Below are 15601 nucleotides of genomic sequence, written 5' to 3' on the forward strand. Positions count from 1 at the left end.
TTAGCTTTTATAAATTATCTTTAACATCGGTAATTTTGACTTCAAAATTACCATTTGGTGTTTCAATTGTTACTGTTTCATTTAATTTATGGCCAACTAATCCTTTAGCGATTGGTGATTCATTTGAAATTTTACCAGACATTGGGTCAGCTTCTGCCGCACCAACAATCGTGTATGTTTCTTCCTCTTCACCAGGTTCCATAAATGAAACTGTTTTACCAACAGAAACTTCGTCAGCATCTACACCAGCGTTATCAATAATTTCTGCATAATGGAGCATATGTTCAATTGTTTTAACTCGGCCTTCAACAAAACTTTGTTCATCTTTAGCTGATTCATATTCTGAATTTTCTGATAAATCGCCATAACTACGTGCAATCTTAATACGATTAATAATTTCTGCACGCGTTTTTGTTTTTAATGTTTCAAGTTCTTCTTCAAGTTTAACTTTACCGTCTACGGTCATTGGATATACTTTATCTTCTGCCATCACTTACTCCTCTTAAAATTAATAAGTTCAATATGCCTATCAGGTTAACATTTAATTTTGTGATTGTAAACCGGTTGCGTGGATTATTGAACATAATCATTATCAGCCTGTGTCATAGGTGAAAATGCTTGGTAATATTCATACGTTTTAGAATATTCTATTTTTTTAGAATTTGAATTGAAAATAAAATAGAAATTACCTTTCTTTCTGTCCAATGGTGTCAAAACAGCCTGGATAGAATCTAAACTAGCATTGTTAAATGGACCAGGTCCATATCCTTTATAAACGTACAAATTATATGGTTTATCCACGTAATAATCAGCTGACGTTAAATCTTTTTGCGGTATATTTAGCGCATAACTAACTGATATTTTTGATTGTAACGTTATTTCTGATGCAATTCGATTGAAATAAACACCGGCAATTTTTTGACGATCTTTATGGTTTTCCGTCTCTTTTTCAACTAATGAAGCGAGAGAAATGACCTCTTGTACTGTTAATTTTTGTTTTTTTATTGTTGCATAATAAGGCGATAATTCATCATTTGCTTTAACAATCATTTGCTCAACAAGATTTTTTAACGTTGTTTTTTTATAAACAGTATACGTAGCTGGGAACAAATAACCTTCTAAAGGATATCTCACGTTTTTAGATGCCATAGTGGTATCTAAAAGATCTGGATATTTTTTATCTAAGTAATCCAAAAAAGTTTTATTTTTCATTAATTTAATAAAATCATTATATGAAAAATTTGTTTCTTTTGAAATGGATTTACCGATTTGGTTAATTGTTGTTCCCTCACCAACTAATACTTTCGCTAATTTATTTTGTATAGGCTCACTACTTCCACCTTGTTGAAGTGTCCAAGCAATTTTATCCAAACTCATAGATGCCTTAAGTTGATAGTAGCCGCCCTTAAATTGTGACACCTTTTTTTGCTTGACATAGTACGTATACACCGTACCACTTTTAATAATTTTATTTTTTTCTAAAATTGTTCCAATTTGTTTTGTACTTGATCCAATTGGAATATAAACTTGTTCAATTTTATTATTATTTTTATCTAGTGGATCTAAAGATGCCTTGATATATCTATAGGTCATAAACAATATTGTCAGTAGTAATATACATAATAATGCAATGACCCCTGCAATAATTTTCTTAGCCTGGTTTTTATTATTCTCTGGCGGTAATTCTGGAGATGTATCATCTTTTTTCATTGTTTAACCTCCTCACGCTTAATAATAAGTATTATTAAGCTGCGTCCTAAATTATCGAATATCAGCCCTAAGCGTCTCTTTTAAAGCTTCGATAACACGGTTAAAATCATTTGTGACATCTTCTTCAACCAAAGTTTTTGTAATATCTTGATAAGTTAACGTATAAGCAAGGGATTTCATGCCATTTTCAATATGAGATCCTTGATAAAGATCAAATAAATGAACATCAATTAAAGACTTTCCACCTTGTTTTTTAATTAACGCTTCAATCTCACTGTTAGCTATATCATTAGCAACTAGGAGGGCCACATCACGAGTAACTGATGGGAATTTAGAAATAGGCGCAAATAATCGGTCTGCTTTTTTCGCATCAACTAATTTTTGAAGATCTAATTCGAAAACGTATGTTTCCTTTAAATTAAATTCTTTAGCTGAATTAGGATGTACTTGGCCGACAAAACCAATTAATTCATCTTTTAAATAGATATCAGCTGTTCGTCCTGGATGCATATCTTCATGACTTTCAGAAGATACATAAGTAACATCATCAACTAATTCTAATTGTGTTAATAATTGTTCAACAACACCTTTAATCATGAAGAAATCAACAGGTTGTTTTTCATTTTGCCAATTTGCAAGTTTAAATAATCCTGTCATTGCACCTGCAATATGTTCAATTTCAGTAGGTCGCTCTTCGCCCTCACTGCGGAAAAAGACTCTTCCTTGTTCATAGAAAGCAAGATTGTCAGATTTTCGTGCTTCATTGTACGCTAAATCATCTAATAACCCGCTGATTAAGTTCATTCTTGTTGTTGTTCGTTCTGAGCTCATTGGGAACATTAAATTTGTCGTAAAAACATCTTTTTCTTCAAAAATAAATTTACCAGCTTTTTCTTCCGTTGTTAATCCATAACTAATAACTTCAGATAACCCAGCTGATTCCAAAATATGACGCGCCTGTTTAATCATTTTTTGTTTATAAGTATATTTACCAGGAGTCATTTTGCCAGTTGGTAGTGTAGAAGGAATATTATCGTATCCATAAATACGCGCGATTTCTTCTACTAAATCTGCTTCAATACTAATATCCCAACGTCTTGCAGGAACTTCAACATTTAAAGTACCATCGCGATTTACAACCGTAAATCCTAATTGTTTAAATAATTTAGTGATTTCAGATTCTGATAATTCAGTCCCAAGTACACCATTAATATGTGCCACCGTTGTATCAACAAAAGTTGACTCTGCTTCTAGCTTACTTGCACTTGCCGTACCCGACACAACTGTTCCATCACCTAAATTAGCGATTAACTCTGCTGCTGCATCAAGTGCTTCTTGTACTGTTTCAACGTTAATACCACGTTCAAATCGCATTGAGGCTTCACTATGAATACCATGTGTGCGTGCTGTTTTTCTAACCATTGAATTGTTAAATACTGCAGATTCAATCGCAACTGTCACAGTTTCGTCGGTTATTTGTGTTGATTCGCCACCCATTGTCCCAGCAATAGCAATCGGTGTTTTACCATTTGTAATCACAATATCTTTTTCTTTTAATTCACGTTCTTCGCTATCTAGTGTTGTAATCTTTTCGCCAGCAATAGCTGTTCTTACTAAAATATCTTTACTTCCCAATTTATTATAATCAAAGGCATGTAATGGTTGACCATAATCCATCAATATATAATTGGTCACATCAACGACATTATTAATAGGTCTAACGCCTGCGTTCCAAAGACGAATTTGTAACCACATTGGACTTGCTTTAATTGTTAAATCTTTAATCACGCGCATCGAATATGTGGGTGCTAACGTTTTATCAGGCAACGATAAAGAAATGTAATCTTCAATTTTTTCAGTAGATGTTTCTTTCAATTCTGGATGCTTAAATGTTGCCGGAACATCATAGTCAGCAGATAGTTCATGTGCTACCCCACGCATACTTAACATATCAGCACGATTTGGTGTCACATCAATATCAATAATGTCATCATTCATACCTAAGTAATCAAAGACTGATTCACCAGGAATTGCATTTTCTGGCATTACGTAGATACCTTCTACAAATTCTTTAGGCACGACACTATCTGAAAATCCAATTTCTTGTAATGCACAAATCATACCTTCAGAAGCTTGTCCGCGCATTTTACCACGTTTGATTTTAACATTATCAGCAATTCTAGAATTGGGTAATGCAACAATAACTTTTTGCCCTGCGGCAATATTAGGTGCGCCACAAACGATTTGACTAAGAGATCCTTCACCAACATCAACTTGGCAGATATTTAAATGATCAGAGTCTGGATGTGGTACCAAACTATCAACATATCCAACAACAATTTTTTTAAGTCCTTCAGAAGGACGTTCAACGCTATCAATTTCAACGGCTGTACGAGCTATTTTTTCAGCAATAATTTCAGGTTCAATTTCTAATGTTAAATATTCATTCAACCAATTTTTAGATACTTTCATTATCTCTAACCTCTTTTCGTAAATTGTGACAGGAATCGATTATCGTTTAAATAAAAATGACGAATATCGTCGATACTATATTTAAGCATCGCAAAACGATCTGGTCCTAAACCAAAGGCAAAACCACCGTATACTTCAGGGTCGACACCGGCCATTCTTAATACATTAGGATGTACCATTCCAGCGCCTAAAACTTCTAACCAGCCTGTGTATTTACAGATTGAGCACCCTTTACCCGCACATTTAAAACAGGTCACATCGACTTCAACTGACGGTTCCGTAAATGGGAAGTAACTTGGTCGTAACCGAATTTCTTGTTCTTCTCCAAAAATTGTTTTAGCAATCAGTTCAATCGTTCCCTTTAAGTCTGCCATCGTAATATGTTTGTCGATTACTAACCCTTCGAACTGGTGAAATTGATGTGAATGCGTTGCATCATCTGTATCACGTCGATAAACTTTACCAGGTGAAACCATTTTTAATGGTCCTTTTGAAAAATCATGTGTTTCCATTGTCCTTGCTTGAACGGGTGATGTTTGTGTTCTCATTAATAATTCTTTTGTAATATAAAATGTATCTTGCATATCACGAGCGGGATGATCCGCAGGTAAGTTCAACATTTCAAAATTGTAATGGTCTTCTTCTATTTCTGGACCTGAAACAACTTGATACCCCATACCCAAAAAGAGCTCTTCCAATTCTTCAATCACTTGCATAATAACATGTGGCTGCCCTAATTGAATTTGGGCACCTGGTAGCGTTACATCGATTTTTTCTTTTTCCAACTTTTTAGCAGTCATTTTAATTTCAAGTTCTTCATTTTTCACACGAATAGCTTCAGCTAACTCATTTTTAATGGTATTAGAAAAGCTACCAATTTTAGGTCGTTCTTCGGCTGATAATTCCTTCATACCTCTTAAAACTTCTGTGATTGGTCCTTTTTTTCCAAGTAAATTAACACGAATAGCATTAATTTGTTTTAGATCCTCTGATTCACGAATTTGTTTCAAGCCTTTTTCTTGTAACTCAAGTAATTTCTCTTTTAAATCCATTAATATCGACTCCTTTATTAGTTGTTTTGATAGATTTTAGACACAAAAAGACCCCGTCCTAAAAAGGGACGAGGTCTCGCGGTACCACCCTTGTTTTTGAGAATACAAATTCCCAAACACTCAAAATGATAACGGCCATTAACCGGTTAATTGCATGATTTAAGTTAGCCTACATTAATTAACAGCTCTAGAAGTGAATTCAATATTTTATTTATTGGTTAGTTTCAGTCTAGCTAACCATCCCTTTAAATCCAAGAAAAATATCTACTATTTTCTGTCTAAGCCTTTATTCTATATTCATAGTTTAAAGGTATCAAAGCCTATCGTCAAGTCTTACTCGCAATCTTTAAGTGTATACCACTTTTCTGACCATGTATGGACGCTATCCATCATATTTTTCATGTCTTTTCCTTGTTCAGTAAGCTCATAAAAACTACGACTAGTTTCACCGATGGCGACTCTTGAGATAATATTAGTATCTTCAAGTTCTTTTAAACGTTCAACTAATACACGGTCACTGCATTTATCAACCTTTTGAGCTAATTCTTTAAATCGTTGAGGTCCTTCATCCAATAAAACGTTAATAATTAAACCGTTCCATTTTTTACCTAATATTGAAAAAGTTTTTTCAAATTTAGGACACATTTCATAATTTGTTTTTTCTTGAACAACTTGCATAATTAACCCCTCCTCAGTTACTTTATTACTATATTTTATCATTAACTAACAAAAAGTAAACAAATTGGTTCGTTTTCGAAAAAACAAAAAGGATAAGCCTGTAGGCCTATCCTTTTTAAAACTATTTTAAAATTGCAATTAATTGCTGAAAGCTATGTTTTGATTTATTTTTTAACGGTGATGAAACTTCACTTGTTGCTTCATATTTATCAACCATGGTTACAATATATCCCTCTGGATATTTAGGTGGTGCAACAGTAGCACCCCACATATGTTTCATGATGATATCTTTTTCTAAATCAGATAATGTCGTTAACTTCTCTGCATTTCTAATAGCGATACGCGGATGAATCCAAGCATGTGTACCGCGATCGAATTTAGTTGTACGCCAATCGTAGTAAAATAAATCATGTAATAATCCGGCCCTTGCCGTTGCTTTTGCATTTAAATGTAATCTTTTAGCGATACGATAACTGTCATAGGAAACTGAGATTGAATGTTCTAATCGAGTAGAAAAATGATGTTGTGTATATTCACTTAATCTTTGAACTTCTGGTTTTGCCAAAAGGTCTCCAACATAACTCATATATAATTCATCATCAAGATACGAATCTTTTTTCATATACTAGTACGCCCCCAAAATATTTTTTCCTATCTCCATCATAACTGATTGAGCACCTATTGCAAGCGCAATCAGTTATCTTTAGTAAATCGTAATAATTTCACCAAATATCATAATTAAGCTTTAAGATGAAACATTAGTACACCTGCAGCAATAGCGACATTTAACGATTCAGCACGACCTTTAATTGGAATATATAAATTAGCATCCGTTTCATTTAACAGGTCATTACGCATCCCGTTACCTTCATTTCCCATAATTAAACCAAAATTATCTGTAGCAGAAATCTCACGATAACTAAGTGCATCTTCATTTAATTCAGAACCATAAATAGCAATATTATTTTCTTTGAATAAGGTAGTAACTTCCATTAAATCGGCATCCACTAATTGAACATGAAATTGGCTTCCCTGCATCGAACGTAAAACTTTAGGATGATGACTATCTGCACTACCCTCACCAAAAATGACACCTGTTAAACCGGCAGCATCGGCAGTTCTAACCATTGTTCCAATATTTCCTGGATCTTGAACACCATCTAGCATTAACCAGCCACCAGTTAAATGGTCAACTGATAATTGTTGATTTTCTTCCATCTCAGTTACCGCGTAAATACCTTGTGGCGTACTCGTGTCAGCAAGATATAAACTAACTTCAGATGAGATTTCTACTTGCTCAATTGTCGTATCGGCTATTTCATCAAAATATCTAAAATCATTAGTAACAAGCAAATATTCAATTTTTGTGTTTGCCATGAGTGCTTCTTTAACTAAATGCCAGCCTTCTAAAAGGTATTTATTTTCCTTTTTACGACCTTTTTTAGTTTGTAATTTTTTCCAGTATTTAATCTTAGCATTCTGTGTTGAATTAATTTTTTCCATAAATGTACCCCTCTTACTATTGGAAATAATTATAGCATATTTAAAATAGCATTAGTTGGTCATTATCATCTTTTCCAGTTATAATGAAAGCAATAAATGCCTATATCTACTTTATAATATGGAGGGATTACATTATGAGTGCTATTCAAATAACTGTTTTTGGTCGCGTGCAGGGTGTTGGCTTCAGATATACGACGAAGAGATTAGCCGATGATCTAGGCATCTACGGGTCAGTACAAAATAATTTTGATGACAGCGTCACAATTAAAGCAAGTAGTTCAGATAATACCCAATTAGAAAAATTTATTCAAAAAGTTAAAAATTCACCTACACCAGCCGGTAAGGTGACTGATTATAAAGAAACCTCCTTAACTAATTATATGCCGACTGCCTTTACCGTTATTTACTAATTACGATTTATTTATAGCCCATTGAAATCCCCCTATATTTAAAGTATAGTAATCGATATAGTCACTTTAAGAGGGGAAAATATATTAATGAAAAAGATTAAACGTTTAACAATGCTCCCAATATTCATGGCGCTTGTCCTGTTCCTATCGGGATGCGTCCGCAGAGACAAGAATGGTAATCCTTTTGGGATGGTTTACGACTATTTAGCAAAACCAACTCAGGGATTGCTTGACTGGTTATCCGCTCATCTAGGTAACAACTACGGTCTAGCAATTATCGTTATCTCAATCGTCATTCGCTTGGCACTTATGCCAATGATGATTAATCAATCGAAAAAAGCGACCGTTCAACAAGAAAAAATGGGTTCGATTCAACCACAATTAAAAGTCATTCAAGAACGACAAAAAAATGCTAAAAGTTCAGAAGAAAAAGCAGCTATCAGTCAAGAAATGATGGCACTTTATAAAGATAACAACGTCAGCATGACTGGCGGAATTGGCTGCCTACCATTATTAGTTCAAATGCCAATTTTTGCTGCGCTATACGCTGCAATCTTATATTCTTCAGAATTAAAGGATGCTGTCTTCTTTAGCATTAAATTAGGTACACCATCAATTATCTTTACTGTGCTATGTTTCATTGTGTATTTGGGTCAAGGATTCATTTCAACAATTGGCATTCCGCCAGAACAAAAGAAAACAATGCAAACAATGTTAATTGCTAGTCCAGTTATGATGGTCTTTGTTACAATGAGTGCGCCAGCAGGTATTGGTCTCTACTTCTTCATCGGTGGCCTCTTCGCTTGTGTTCAAACATTTATAATTATGTTAATGCGTCCTAAGATTCGTCGCGAAATTCAAGCTGAACTTGCTAAGAACCCACCAATTGTTAGAGAACGTTCAACAATTGATGCTGTTGAAGAAACAGTGGAACAAACAATTGATAATGTTGAAGATAATCTTTCAAATGTAGCAAAAAATAATCGTAATCGTAATGCTGGTAAACAAAACCGCAAATAAAGATTAACCATTAAAAAAAGCTTACCATTCTTAGAATTGCTCTAAGAATGGTAAGCTTTTTTTATTATACTGTCTAAATTTTTGTATTGCATTTCAACACTAGTCTCTTCTTATCTTTTCGGTTGGTTTAGTAGTAGCTAGAGGCAACGAAATTCTGAATATTGAACCACGCTTCTCAACACTTTCTACCACTAATGTTCCTTTATAACCCATAATGAGTTTTTGTGCGATTGATAATCCAAGACCATTACCGCCTTTATCACGACTTCTAGCTTTATCAACGCGATAGAAGCGATTAAAAACATTTTTTAAGTCATCTTTAGAAATTCCTTCACCAAAATCTTGAATAGCAATTTGAACCATTTTCATATCTTTTGATGCTGAAATATGAATTTCTTTTCTTGTTTCTGAATATTTAACGGCATTATCCATTAGAATAATTAAAACTTGTTCTAAGTGATTATGCGATATTTTTACCAAACTTTCTCCATTAAAATCTTCATCTAAAATAAACGTAAAATCGGGATGTATCATTTTAAAATCATTGAAAATTTGTAAAACAACTAATCGGACATCAACTAACTCATTTTTAAATGTCATCTCTACTTGTTCAGCTCTTGATAAATCAAGCATTTCTTGAACTAAACTCTTCATACGATTAATTTCTTGCAAAGATGCTTCAATCGACTCCGCTAGAACTGCCGGATCATCTTTACCCCACCTGTTCAATAATTCCATATGACCTTGAATTATTGCTACAGGGGTTCTTAACTCATGTGAGACATCTTCAACAAATTGTTGCTGTTGATCAACGTAGCGCTCCATCCTATCTAGCATACTATTGAACAAGTCCGCCAAATCAGATAACTCATCATTTCTATGCATATCTGGGACACGTACATGTCCAATTGGTGTTTCGCCTTCATTAATAATATCAATAGTTTCGTTCACTACTTCAATCGGTCTCAGTAACCAAGATGCCAGGATATACCCTAATATAGCACTACCAAAGGTTGCCGTAATAATTAAAACAATAAAAATTAGAATTAATTTATTACTAATTTTATGGTAATTTTCTAAAGCATTAGTTACTTGTGCATACCCGATTTTTTTGCCAGTTTTAGATGAATAAATAGCTCTTCTAGCAACATATCCATTTGCGCCATCAATTGTTTGGCTAGTAAACGTCATTTTATTTTTTTTAACAAATGGTACGTTTAAATTTCTTGAAGCAAAAACTTCTTGTTGCTTCAAATTATAAACACCTACTGCAATATTTTCTCTTGATAAATTAACAATTACTGCATTTGAGTACAAGTTATTTTCGTCTTTATCTGGTCGAGAATCTGCATTTATCGGTTTTAAATGTTGTGCAGTACTTGAAATTGTTAAGTCTTGATTCTCACGACTTAACTGTTGCGTCACCGTTCTTAAAGTATCTTGTACATCTTTTTTTTCTTTATCTAATAAAACGCCACTAAAACTCTGAAAAATAAGCGCAGAAAAAACGGCAAATATAAGTAAAACACCTATTGCCGTTCCTAATGCCCATTTCCATTTAAGTGACATACGTCTTACTTCTTTTGGATGCTGGGTTATTTTTTTTCTCATGATCTCATTACGTACCCTGTTCCTCTGACCGTTTGAATATAACTTTCTTCACCGCTACGATCTATTTTATTTCGTAAGTAACGAATATAAACATCCACAACGTTTGTTTCAACTTCTGATTCATATCCCCAAACTTTAGCTAATAAAACATCTCTAGCTAAAACAACATTAACACTTTCCATTAAAGCTAAAAGTAGTTCATATTCACGTTTGGTTAGCTCAATAACTTCTTCATCACGACGAACAACACGATTTTCTTTTTCAATTGTTAAATCACGGTAAGTGACAGTTGTCTGTTTTGCAACATTTTGTTCACCCTCTATATCAATACGACGTAACAATGCACGTAAACGCGCCAATAATTCTTCGATTGCAAATGGTTTAACAATATAATCATCTGCTCCATGGTCTAAGCCAGATACGCGGTCAATAACTGAATCACGAGCCGTCATCATAATGATTGGTGTATTTTTAACTTGTCGTACACGGCGACAAACCTCAAGACCATTTAATTCAGGTAACATTAAATCAAGTAGAATTGAATCCCAATCTTCATTTAAAGCAGCTTCTAGACCCGTTCGCCCATCAAAATGAACCTCAGTTTCAAATCCTTCATGTTGTAATTCTAATTCAACAAAGCGCGCTAAATTTTTTTCATCTTCAATTATTAGAATACGACTCATATTTTCATGATCTCCTGTTAGTTTTATTTTATTTTCTCATCCATATACACACAATTTTTAACCGATATCTTACTTTTCTTATTCTACCATTAAATGATATTCTTGCATACACTTTGCACTGCTCAACTCATATAGGTATTCAAGCACTTTTTAACCGTTTTTTTAATATATTATTAACTAAAAGAGTAATAAAATTAATATAACAAACCGTTAACTTTAAAAAATATATCATTAACGCTTTATTAAAATGAAAACTAAAAATTGGAATTAGTTATTCGATACCAGCAGCTTTAATCAGTAAAACCGATAATTCAATTATAAATTTTGCCATTTCAATTTCTTTTACAACGTTAACACGGATTTCTCCATTCAGCATACTCAAAATAACTTCTTCAAAAACCTTATATGAAAAGGTTTTATTCTCTGACAAAATAATTCCACCAAACCACATTATATTTTCTAAGTGTGCCGTTAAGTTAGGATATTAGAATATCGAAATTATACCTTAGCGTCTTAAAAAATAGTTACGGATTATCTTATTCCATACTACCTCATTGGTTAACTATTAAAGTTTTTTCCTTTATTTCAACTAAGAACACAATAAAACCCCTTAAGTTAGATTTTTCTCCAACTTAGGGGGTTCCACTTCAAATAGATAAAATTATCCCAAATGCTTCTTTTCCGTTATATACTTATACTTATATTTTATTTACCATTGGCAAAATAACTTTACTTCAGGTAATTTATGACAATAATTCCATGAACCGTTCAACTCTTTCTGGATCATTATGATCAAAGAAGGCAGATTCTTGTTTGTCTAAGGCAGTAATAGTTGCCATGTCTTCCACTGTTAATTCAAAATCAAATATGTCGATATTTTCTGCCATTCGTTCCGGTCTCACAGATTTAGCAAGTGCTACAATACCACGTTGCATTAACCATTTTAGAATAACTTGTCCAACTGATTTACCGTATTGTTTACCAATTTTTGACAATGTTTCATTTTTAAATAAGTCTAACCGGCCTTCAGCAAAAGGTGCCCATGCTTCCATTTGAATGCTTAATTTTTCATGATAGGCTTCATCCGTTAAACGTTGATTCCATGGGTTCACTTCTATTTGGTTAACTTGAACTTTAGCCACACCATTCATATGAGAGAATTCTATTAATTTTCCGATATCAAAGTTAGACACCCCAATAGCACGTATTTTCCCAGCAGATTGTGCGGTAGCTAAAGCGCGCCAAGCACCATATACATCACCGTATGGTTGGTGAATCAAGAATAAGTCTAGATAATCTAACTGCATTCTTTCTAGTGATTCATCAATTGCCTTCATCGCCTTTTCTTCACCAACATGTTGGATAAATAATTTGGTTGTGACAAACAACTCTTCTCGTGTCACTAATCCTTCAGTGATCGCTCTTTGGATAGCTTCCCCAGTTTCAACTTCGTTTCCATAGGCAATCGCTGTATCTAGTAATCGATATCCTACTTTAATCGCTTGATAAACTGCCTCTGCAGTTTCTTCTAAAGGAATTTGATACACGCCAAAACCTAGTTGTGGCATTTTCACTCCATTATTTAATGTAACTGTATTCATTTAAATCGCTCCCTTTTTATTTAATATACTAAGTTAAACACTTGGAGTGCACTCAGAGTCAAGGATTATGCTATATTATTTTAATATTTGTTTATTTTTCAGCTTTAGGCTACTATTACTATAAGTATTTTAGATTACATATAAGGAGAAAAAGCGATGACACCTATTATCACACTTTGCACAATTAATGACTTAGAAATATTACAAAAGATTAGCATTGAAACTTTTACTGATACTTTCGCTGCAGATAACGATCCAAAAGATTTACAAGATTTTTTGGATACCGCTTATTCTTTACCACAATTAACGAGTGAATTAAATGATCCAAATGCATTCTTTTACTTCGTACATGTTAATGATGAGTTAACTGGATATTTAAAATTAAATATTAACGACGCACAAACTGAAGATGACTTTCCGAACGGCTTAGAAATCCAACGAATTTACATTCGCAAAAATCACAAAAAAATGGGATTAGGTCAACTTCTATTTGAAAAATCTAAAGAGGTTGCCAAAGAATTTAAAAAAGATCAACTTTGGTTGGGAGTTTGGGAACATAATAAACCTGCCCTCTCCTTTTATGAAAAACAAGGCTTAACAAAACATAGCCAACATGATTTTGTTTTAGGCGATGCTATCCAAACCGATTTTATTTTAGTTCTAAACAGTAGTGACTCCAAAAATTAGCCTTTTTATAGAGTGGGAAAATCCACTCTATTTTTATACAAATAATTCTTTATATTTTCGGGATTCAATAGATTTTTTCAGCCTAATTTTTCTTTCATATCCATAAACTAACGTCTTAACGTTAATCCCAATGTGACATATTCATAACGTTCATCTAATAATTATTTTCATATACTATTATAAAGTTTAATAGTAAAATTGTATTGATATAGAGTATGTCCATCATAATCTAATTACGCAATATTTCACTAAAAATATTATTTCTGGAGGATTTTCCACATGAGTATCTTTTTCGCTCTCTTATTTATTACTACTTTTATCACATTTTTGGTATATGTTATTAAATTTATTATCGCAAAAATTAACAAAAAGGATACTAATCATGCAAGAAAATTAATATTATTTAGTTTCCTAATCTCATTTATTTTACTCGTTCTAATTGGTATCACTGCACCTTCTTCAAGTAGAAATGCTAGTGTCAAAGAATCTAGTTCCGCCCAATCAAGCTTTCTGTCTTAAAAAGATTACCAACATAACTTTTATTACTGAGACAATTTTTATTGCTTATTTTACATTACAAAAATCTTTGGAGGAACACGTATTATGAACGTTTTATTTGCACTTATTTTTTTTATTTCAATATATTTTATTATTTACTACACAGTTAAAAGATTTATGACAAAAACTAAAAATCCAAATATATACACTAAAATCAAGAAACGGGTTTGGTACCCTACTGCTGTACTGATCATTTCACTTGTAGGCATTGGGATGACTAGTCAGGCCGAACCAACTAAAAAACAATCGCCCCTTACTACCGTAACAAAAGTTGGCTCTGCCGATAAGAAAAAGGCAGAGTCAAAATATGAATCTATAAAAAAAGAAGTTTCTTCAAAAGAATCTGAAGCTGAATCATTGAGTAAAAAATTAAATGAGAAAGAATCTAAAGCCACTTCTGAAAAAGAAAGTGAATCTAAAGCTAAATCTAAATCTGAAAGTTCTCAAAGACTAGCTGCAAAAAAAGAACAAGAACATTTTAACAGCGTTCAAAAAGAAAATAATTCTACATCTACGGATTCATCTAACGCAGATTCTGTTACTACTGGCGGAGGATCCATCATCGGTAATACTAATTCTAAAATTTACCATACTCCCGGTCAAACTGGTTATAAAATGAGTAAATCAAATGCGATTACTTTCCAAACAGAACAAGCCGCTCAAGATGCTGGATATAGAAAGGCGAAAAAATAATGAAATCAACTAATCATTTATTAATACGTGTTCTAATTTTATCATTCACTTTTATTGGTATCAGTAACACGACTACCGTTTTAGCAAAATCTGATTCACATGTTACTTACGACTATACTGCCAAAAAGCAAGCAGAAGAAATTAATAATAAAGTTGATAAAGAACAAGTGAAATTAGACAAACTTAACAAAGAAATCAAAGAATTAAAAAATAAGTTAGCTAAATATGATAGTAAAGATTCTTCAAAAAAAGAAACAACTAAAAAATCTAAGACACTTGATTTATCATCTCTAAACTATAGTGATAAATCTGAAATAGAAGTTAATAATAATATTCCTACTTTCAGCGAAAGCACCCTATCTACTAGTAAAGGTACTTGGGAAGCGTACAGCAACCTAGATTCTCTGAATCGTGCTGGAACCGCCAATGCAATGTTAAGTAAATCTTTAATGCCTACCGCGAAACGCGAAGGGTTAACTTGGAACCCTACTGGCTGGAAAAATAAACGTATTAGTAACGGATGGTTATATAATCGTAGCCATTTAATTGGTTATCAATTATCAGGTCAGAACAATAATCCAAAGAATTTAATTACGGGTACTCGTGAACTGAATGCACCTGAAATGCTTGCCCATGAAATGGATATAGCTACTTACCTTAAAGAACATCCTAATAACTATATTAGATACCGCGTTACTCCAATATTCAGAGGAGATGAACTTCTTGCTCGTGGCGTACAAATGGAAGCTCAATCTATTGGTAGCTCCTCAATTAAATTCAATACTTACATTTTTAATGTAGAGGCCGGTGTTACTCTTAATTATAGGGATGGTACTAGTACACTAAATTAAACAAATAGATAACGGGCGTATAGATACTTCGAGTGGGTTCAATTCCCACTGCTCGCTTTTTACTATAAAAAT

At 33.1% G+C, this 15601-nt stretch carries 16 protein-coding genes and 1 other annotated feature; of the genes, 5 read left to right on the forward strand and 11 right to left on the reverse strand.

Features of this window, described 5'->3' with window-relative positions; genetic code table 11:
- Window positions 1-7: 7 nt before the first annotated feature.
- From greA to AC1RPG_RS03155, 7 genes are all read right to left on the reverse strand, one after another.
- Complete coding sequence (gene greA, locus AC1RPG_RS03125) at window positions 8-490, reverse strand: transcription elongation factor GreA (RefSeq protein ID WP_481761223.1); 483 nt, start codon at window positions 488-490, stop codon at window positions 8-10.
- Window positions 491-573: 83 nt separating this feature from the next.
- Complete coding sequence (gene mltG, locus AC1RPG_RS03130) at window positions 574-1710, reverse strand: endolytic transglycosylase MltG (RefSeq protein ID WP_481761222.1); 1137 nt, start codon at window positions 1708-1710, stop codon at window positions 574-576.
- A gap of 51 nt (window positions 1711-1761) precedes the next feature.
- On the reverse strand, window positions 1762-4182 hold the full coding sequence (gene pheT / locus AC1RPG_RS03135) for a phenylalanine--tRNA ligase subunit beta (RefSeq protein ID WP_481761221.1): 2421 nt from the start codon (window positions 4180-4182) through the stop codon (window positions 1762-1764).
- 5 nt (window positions 4183-4187) lie between these two features.
- Window positions 4188-5234 carry a phenylalanine--tRNA ligase subunit alpha gene (gene pheS / locus AC1RPG_RS03140; RefSeq protein ID WP_409022664.1) on the reverse strand — a complete coding sequence of 349 codons (1047 nt, stop codon included), beginning with the start codon at window positions 5232-5234 and terminating at the stop codon, window positions 4188-4190.
- 61 nt (window positions 5235-5295) lie between these two features.
- Window positions 5296-5524: a binding site (T-box leader), on the reverse strand.
- 43 nt (window positions 5525-5567) lie between these two features.
- Window positions 5568-5912: a winged helix-turn-helix transcriptional regulator gene (locus AC1RPG_RS03145; RefSeq protein ID WP_481761220.1), complete on the reverse strand. Its 345-nt coding sequence runs from the start codon at window positions 5910-5912 to the stop codon at window positions 5568-5570.
- A 121-nt stretch (window positions 5913-6033) separates the two neighbouring features.
- Window positions 6034-6534, reverse strand: coding sequence for an HD domain-containing protein (locus tag AC1RPG_RS03150; RefSeq protein ID WP_409022666.1), 501 nt, complete (start codon window positions 6532-6534; stop codon window positions 6034-6036).
- Between the two features lie 116 nt (window positions 6535-6650).
- Window positions 6651-7415, reverse strand: coding sequence for a TrmH family RNA methyltransferase (locus AC1RPG_RS03155; protein ID WP_481761219.1), 765 nt, complete (start codon window positions 7413-7415; stop codon window positions 6651-6653).
- A 134-nt stretch (window positions 7416-7549) separates the two neighbouring features.
- On the opposite strand from AC1RPG_RS03155, the gene AC1RPG_RS03160 reads away from it, so the two are divergent.
- Both AC1RPG_RS03160 and yidC read left to right on the forward strand, forming a co-directional pair.
- Window positions 7550-7825, forward strand: a complete 276-nt coding sequence (locus AC1RPG_RS03160) for an acylphosphatase (RefSeq protein WP_481761218.1) — start codon at window positions 7550-7552, stop codon at window positions 7823-7825.
- Window positions 7826-7912: 87 nt separating this feature from the next.
- Window positions 7913-8845: a membrane protein insertase YidC gene (gene yidC / locus AC1RPG_RS03165; RefSeq protein ID WP_409022669.1), complete on the forward strand. Its 933-nt coding sequence runs from the start codon at window positions 7913-7915 to the stop codon at window positions 8843-8845.
- A gap of 99 nt (window positions 8846-8944) precedes the next feature.
- Here yidC and AC1RPG_RS03170 read toward each other — a convergent pair whose 3' ends face one another.
- The 4 genes from AC1RPG_RS03170 to AC1RPG_RS03185 all read right to left on the reverse strand — a co-directional run bounded on the left by AC1RPG_RS03170 (window position 8945) and on the right by AC1RPG_RS03185 (window position 12740).
- Window positions 8945-10414 carry a HAMP domain-containing sensor histidine kinase gene (locus AC1RPG_RS03170; RefSeq protein ID WP_481761217.1) on the reverse strand — a complete coding sequence of 490 codons (1470 nt, stop codon included), beginning with the start codon at window positions 10412-10414 and terminating at the stop codon, window positions 8945-8947.
- Between the two features lie 38 nt (window positions 10415-10452).
- A complete protein-coding gene (locus AC1RPG_RS03175) occupies window positions 10453-11139 on the reverse strand; it encodes a response regulator transcription factor (RefSeq protein WP_409022671.1) in 687 nt (228 codons plus the stop codon).
- A 271-nt stretch (window positions 11140-11410) separates the two neighbouring features.
- Window positions 11411-11569, reverse strand: coding sequence for a hypothetical protein (locus tag AC1RPG_RS03180; protein ID WP_481761216.1), 159 nt, complete (start codon window positions 11567-11569; stop codon window positions 11411-11413).
- A 313-nt stretch (window positions 11570-11882) separates the two neighbouring features.
- Window positions 11883-12740, reverse strand: coding sequence for an aldo/keto reductase (locus tag AC1RPG_RS03185; RefSeq protein ID WP_481761215.1), 858 nt, complete (start codon window positions 12738-12740; stop codon window positions 11883-11885).
- A gap of 156 nt (window positions 12741-12896) precedes the next feature.
- Here AC1RPG_RS03185 and AC1RPG_RS03190 point away from each other — a divergent pair, with 156 nt between their 5' ends.
- From AC1RPG_RS03190 to AC1RPG_RS03200, 3 genes are all read left to right on the forward strand, one after another.
- Window positions 12897-13427 carry a GNAT family N-acetyltransferase gene (locus AC1RPG_RS03190; RefSeq protein WP_481761214.1) on the forward strand — a complete coding sequence of 177 codons (531 nt, stop codon included), beginning with the start codon at window positions 12897-12899 and terminating at the stop codon, window positions 13425-13427.
- Window positions 13428-14030: 603 nt separating this feature from the next.
- Window positions 14031-14678 carry a sunset domain-containing protein gene (locus AC1RPG_RS03195; protein WP_481761213.1) on the forward strand — a complete coding sequence of 216 codons (648 nt, stop codon included), beginning with the start codon at window positions 14031-14033 and terminating at the stop codon, window positions 14676-14678.
- Window positions 14678-15529 (forward strand): DNA/RNA non-specific endonuclease, encoded by an 852-nt coding sequence (locus tag AC1RPG_RS03200; RefSeq protein WP_481761212.1) that lies wholly within the window; start codon window positions 14678-14680, stop codon window positions 15527-15529. The genes AC1RPG_RS03195 and AC1RPG_RS03200 overlap by 1 nt, the downstream gene beginning before the upstream one ends.
- Window positions 15530-15601 lie beyond the last annotated feature (72 nt).

Source organism: Dellaglioa sp. CoH-57-MRSF-18 (assembly GCF_056781995.1).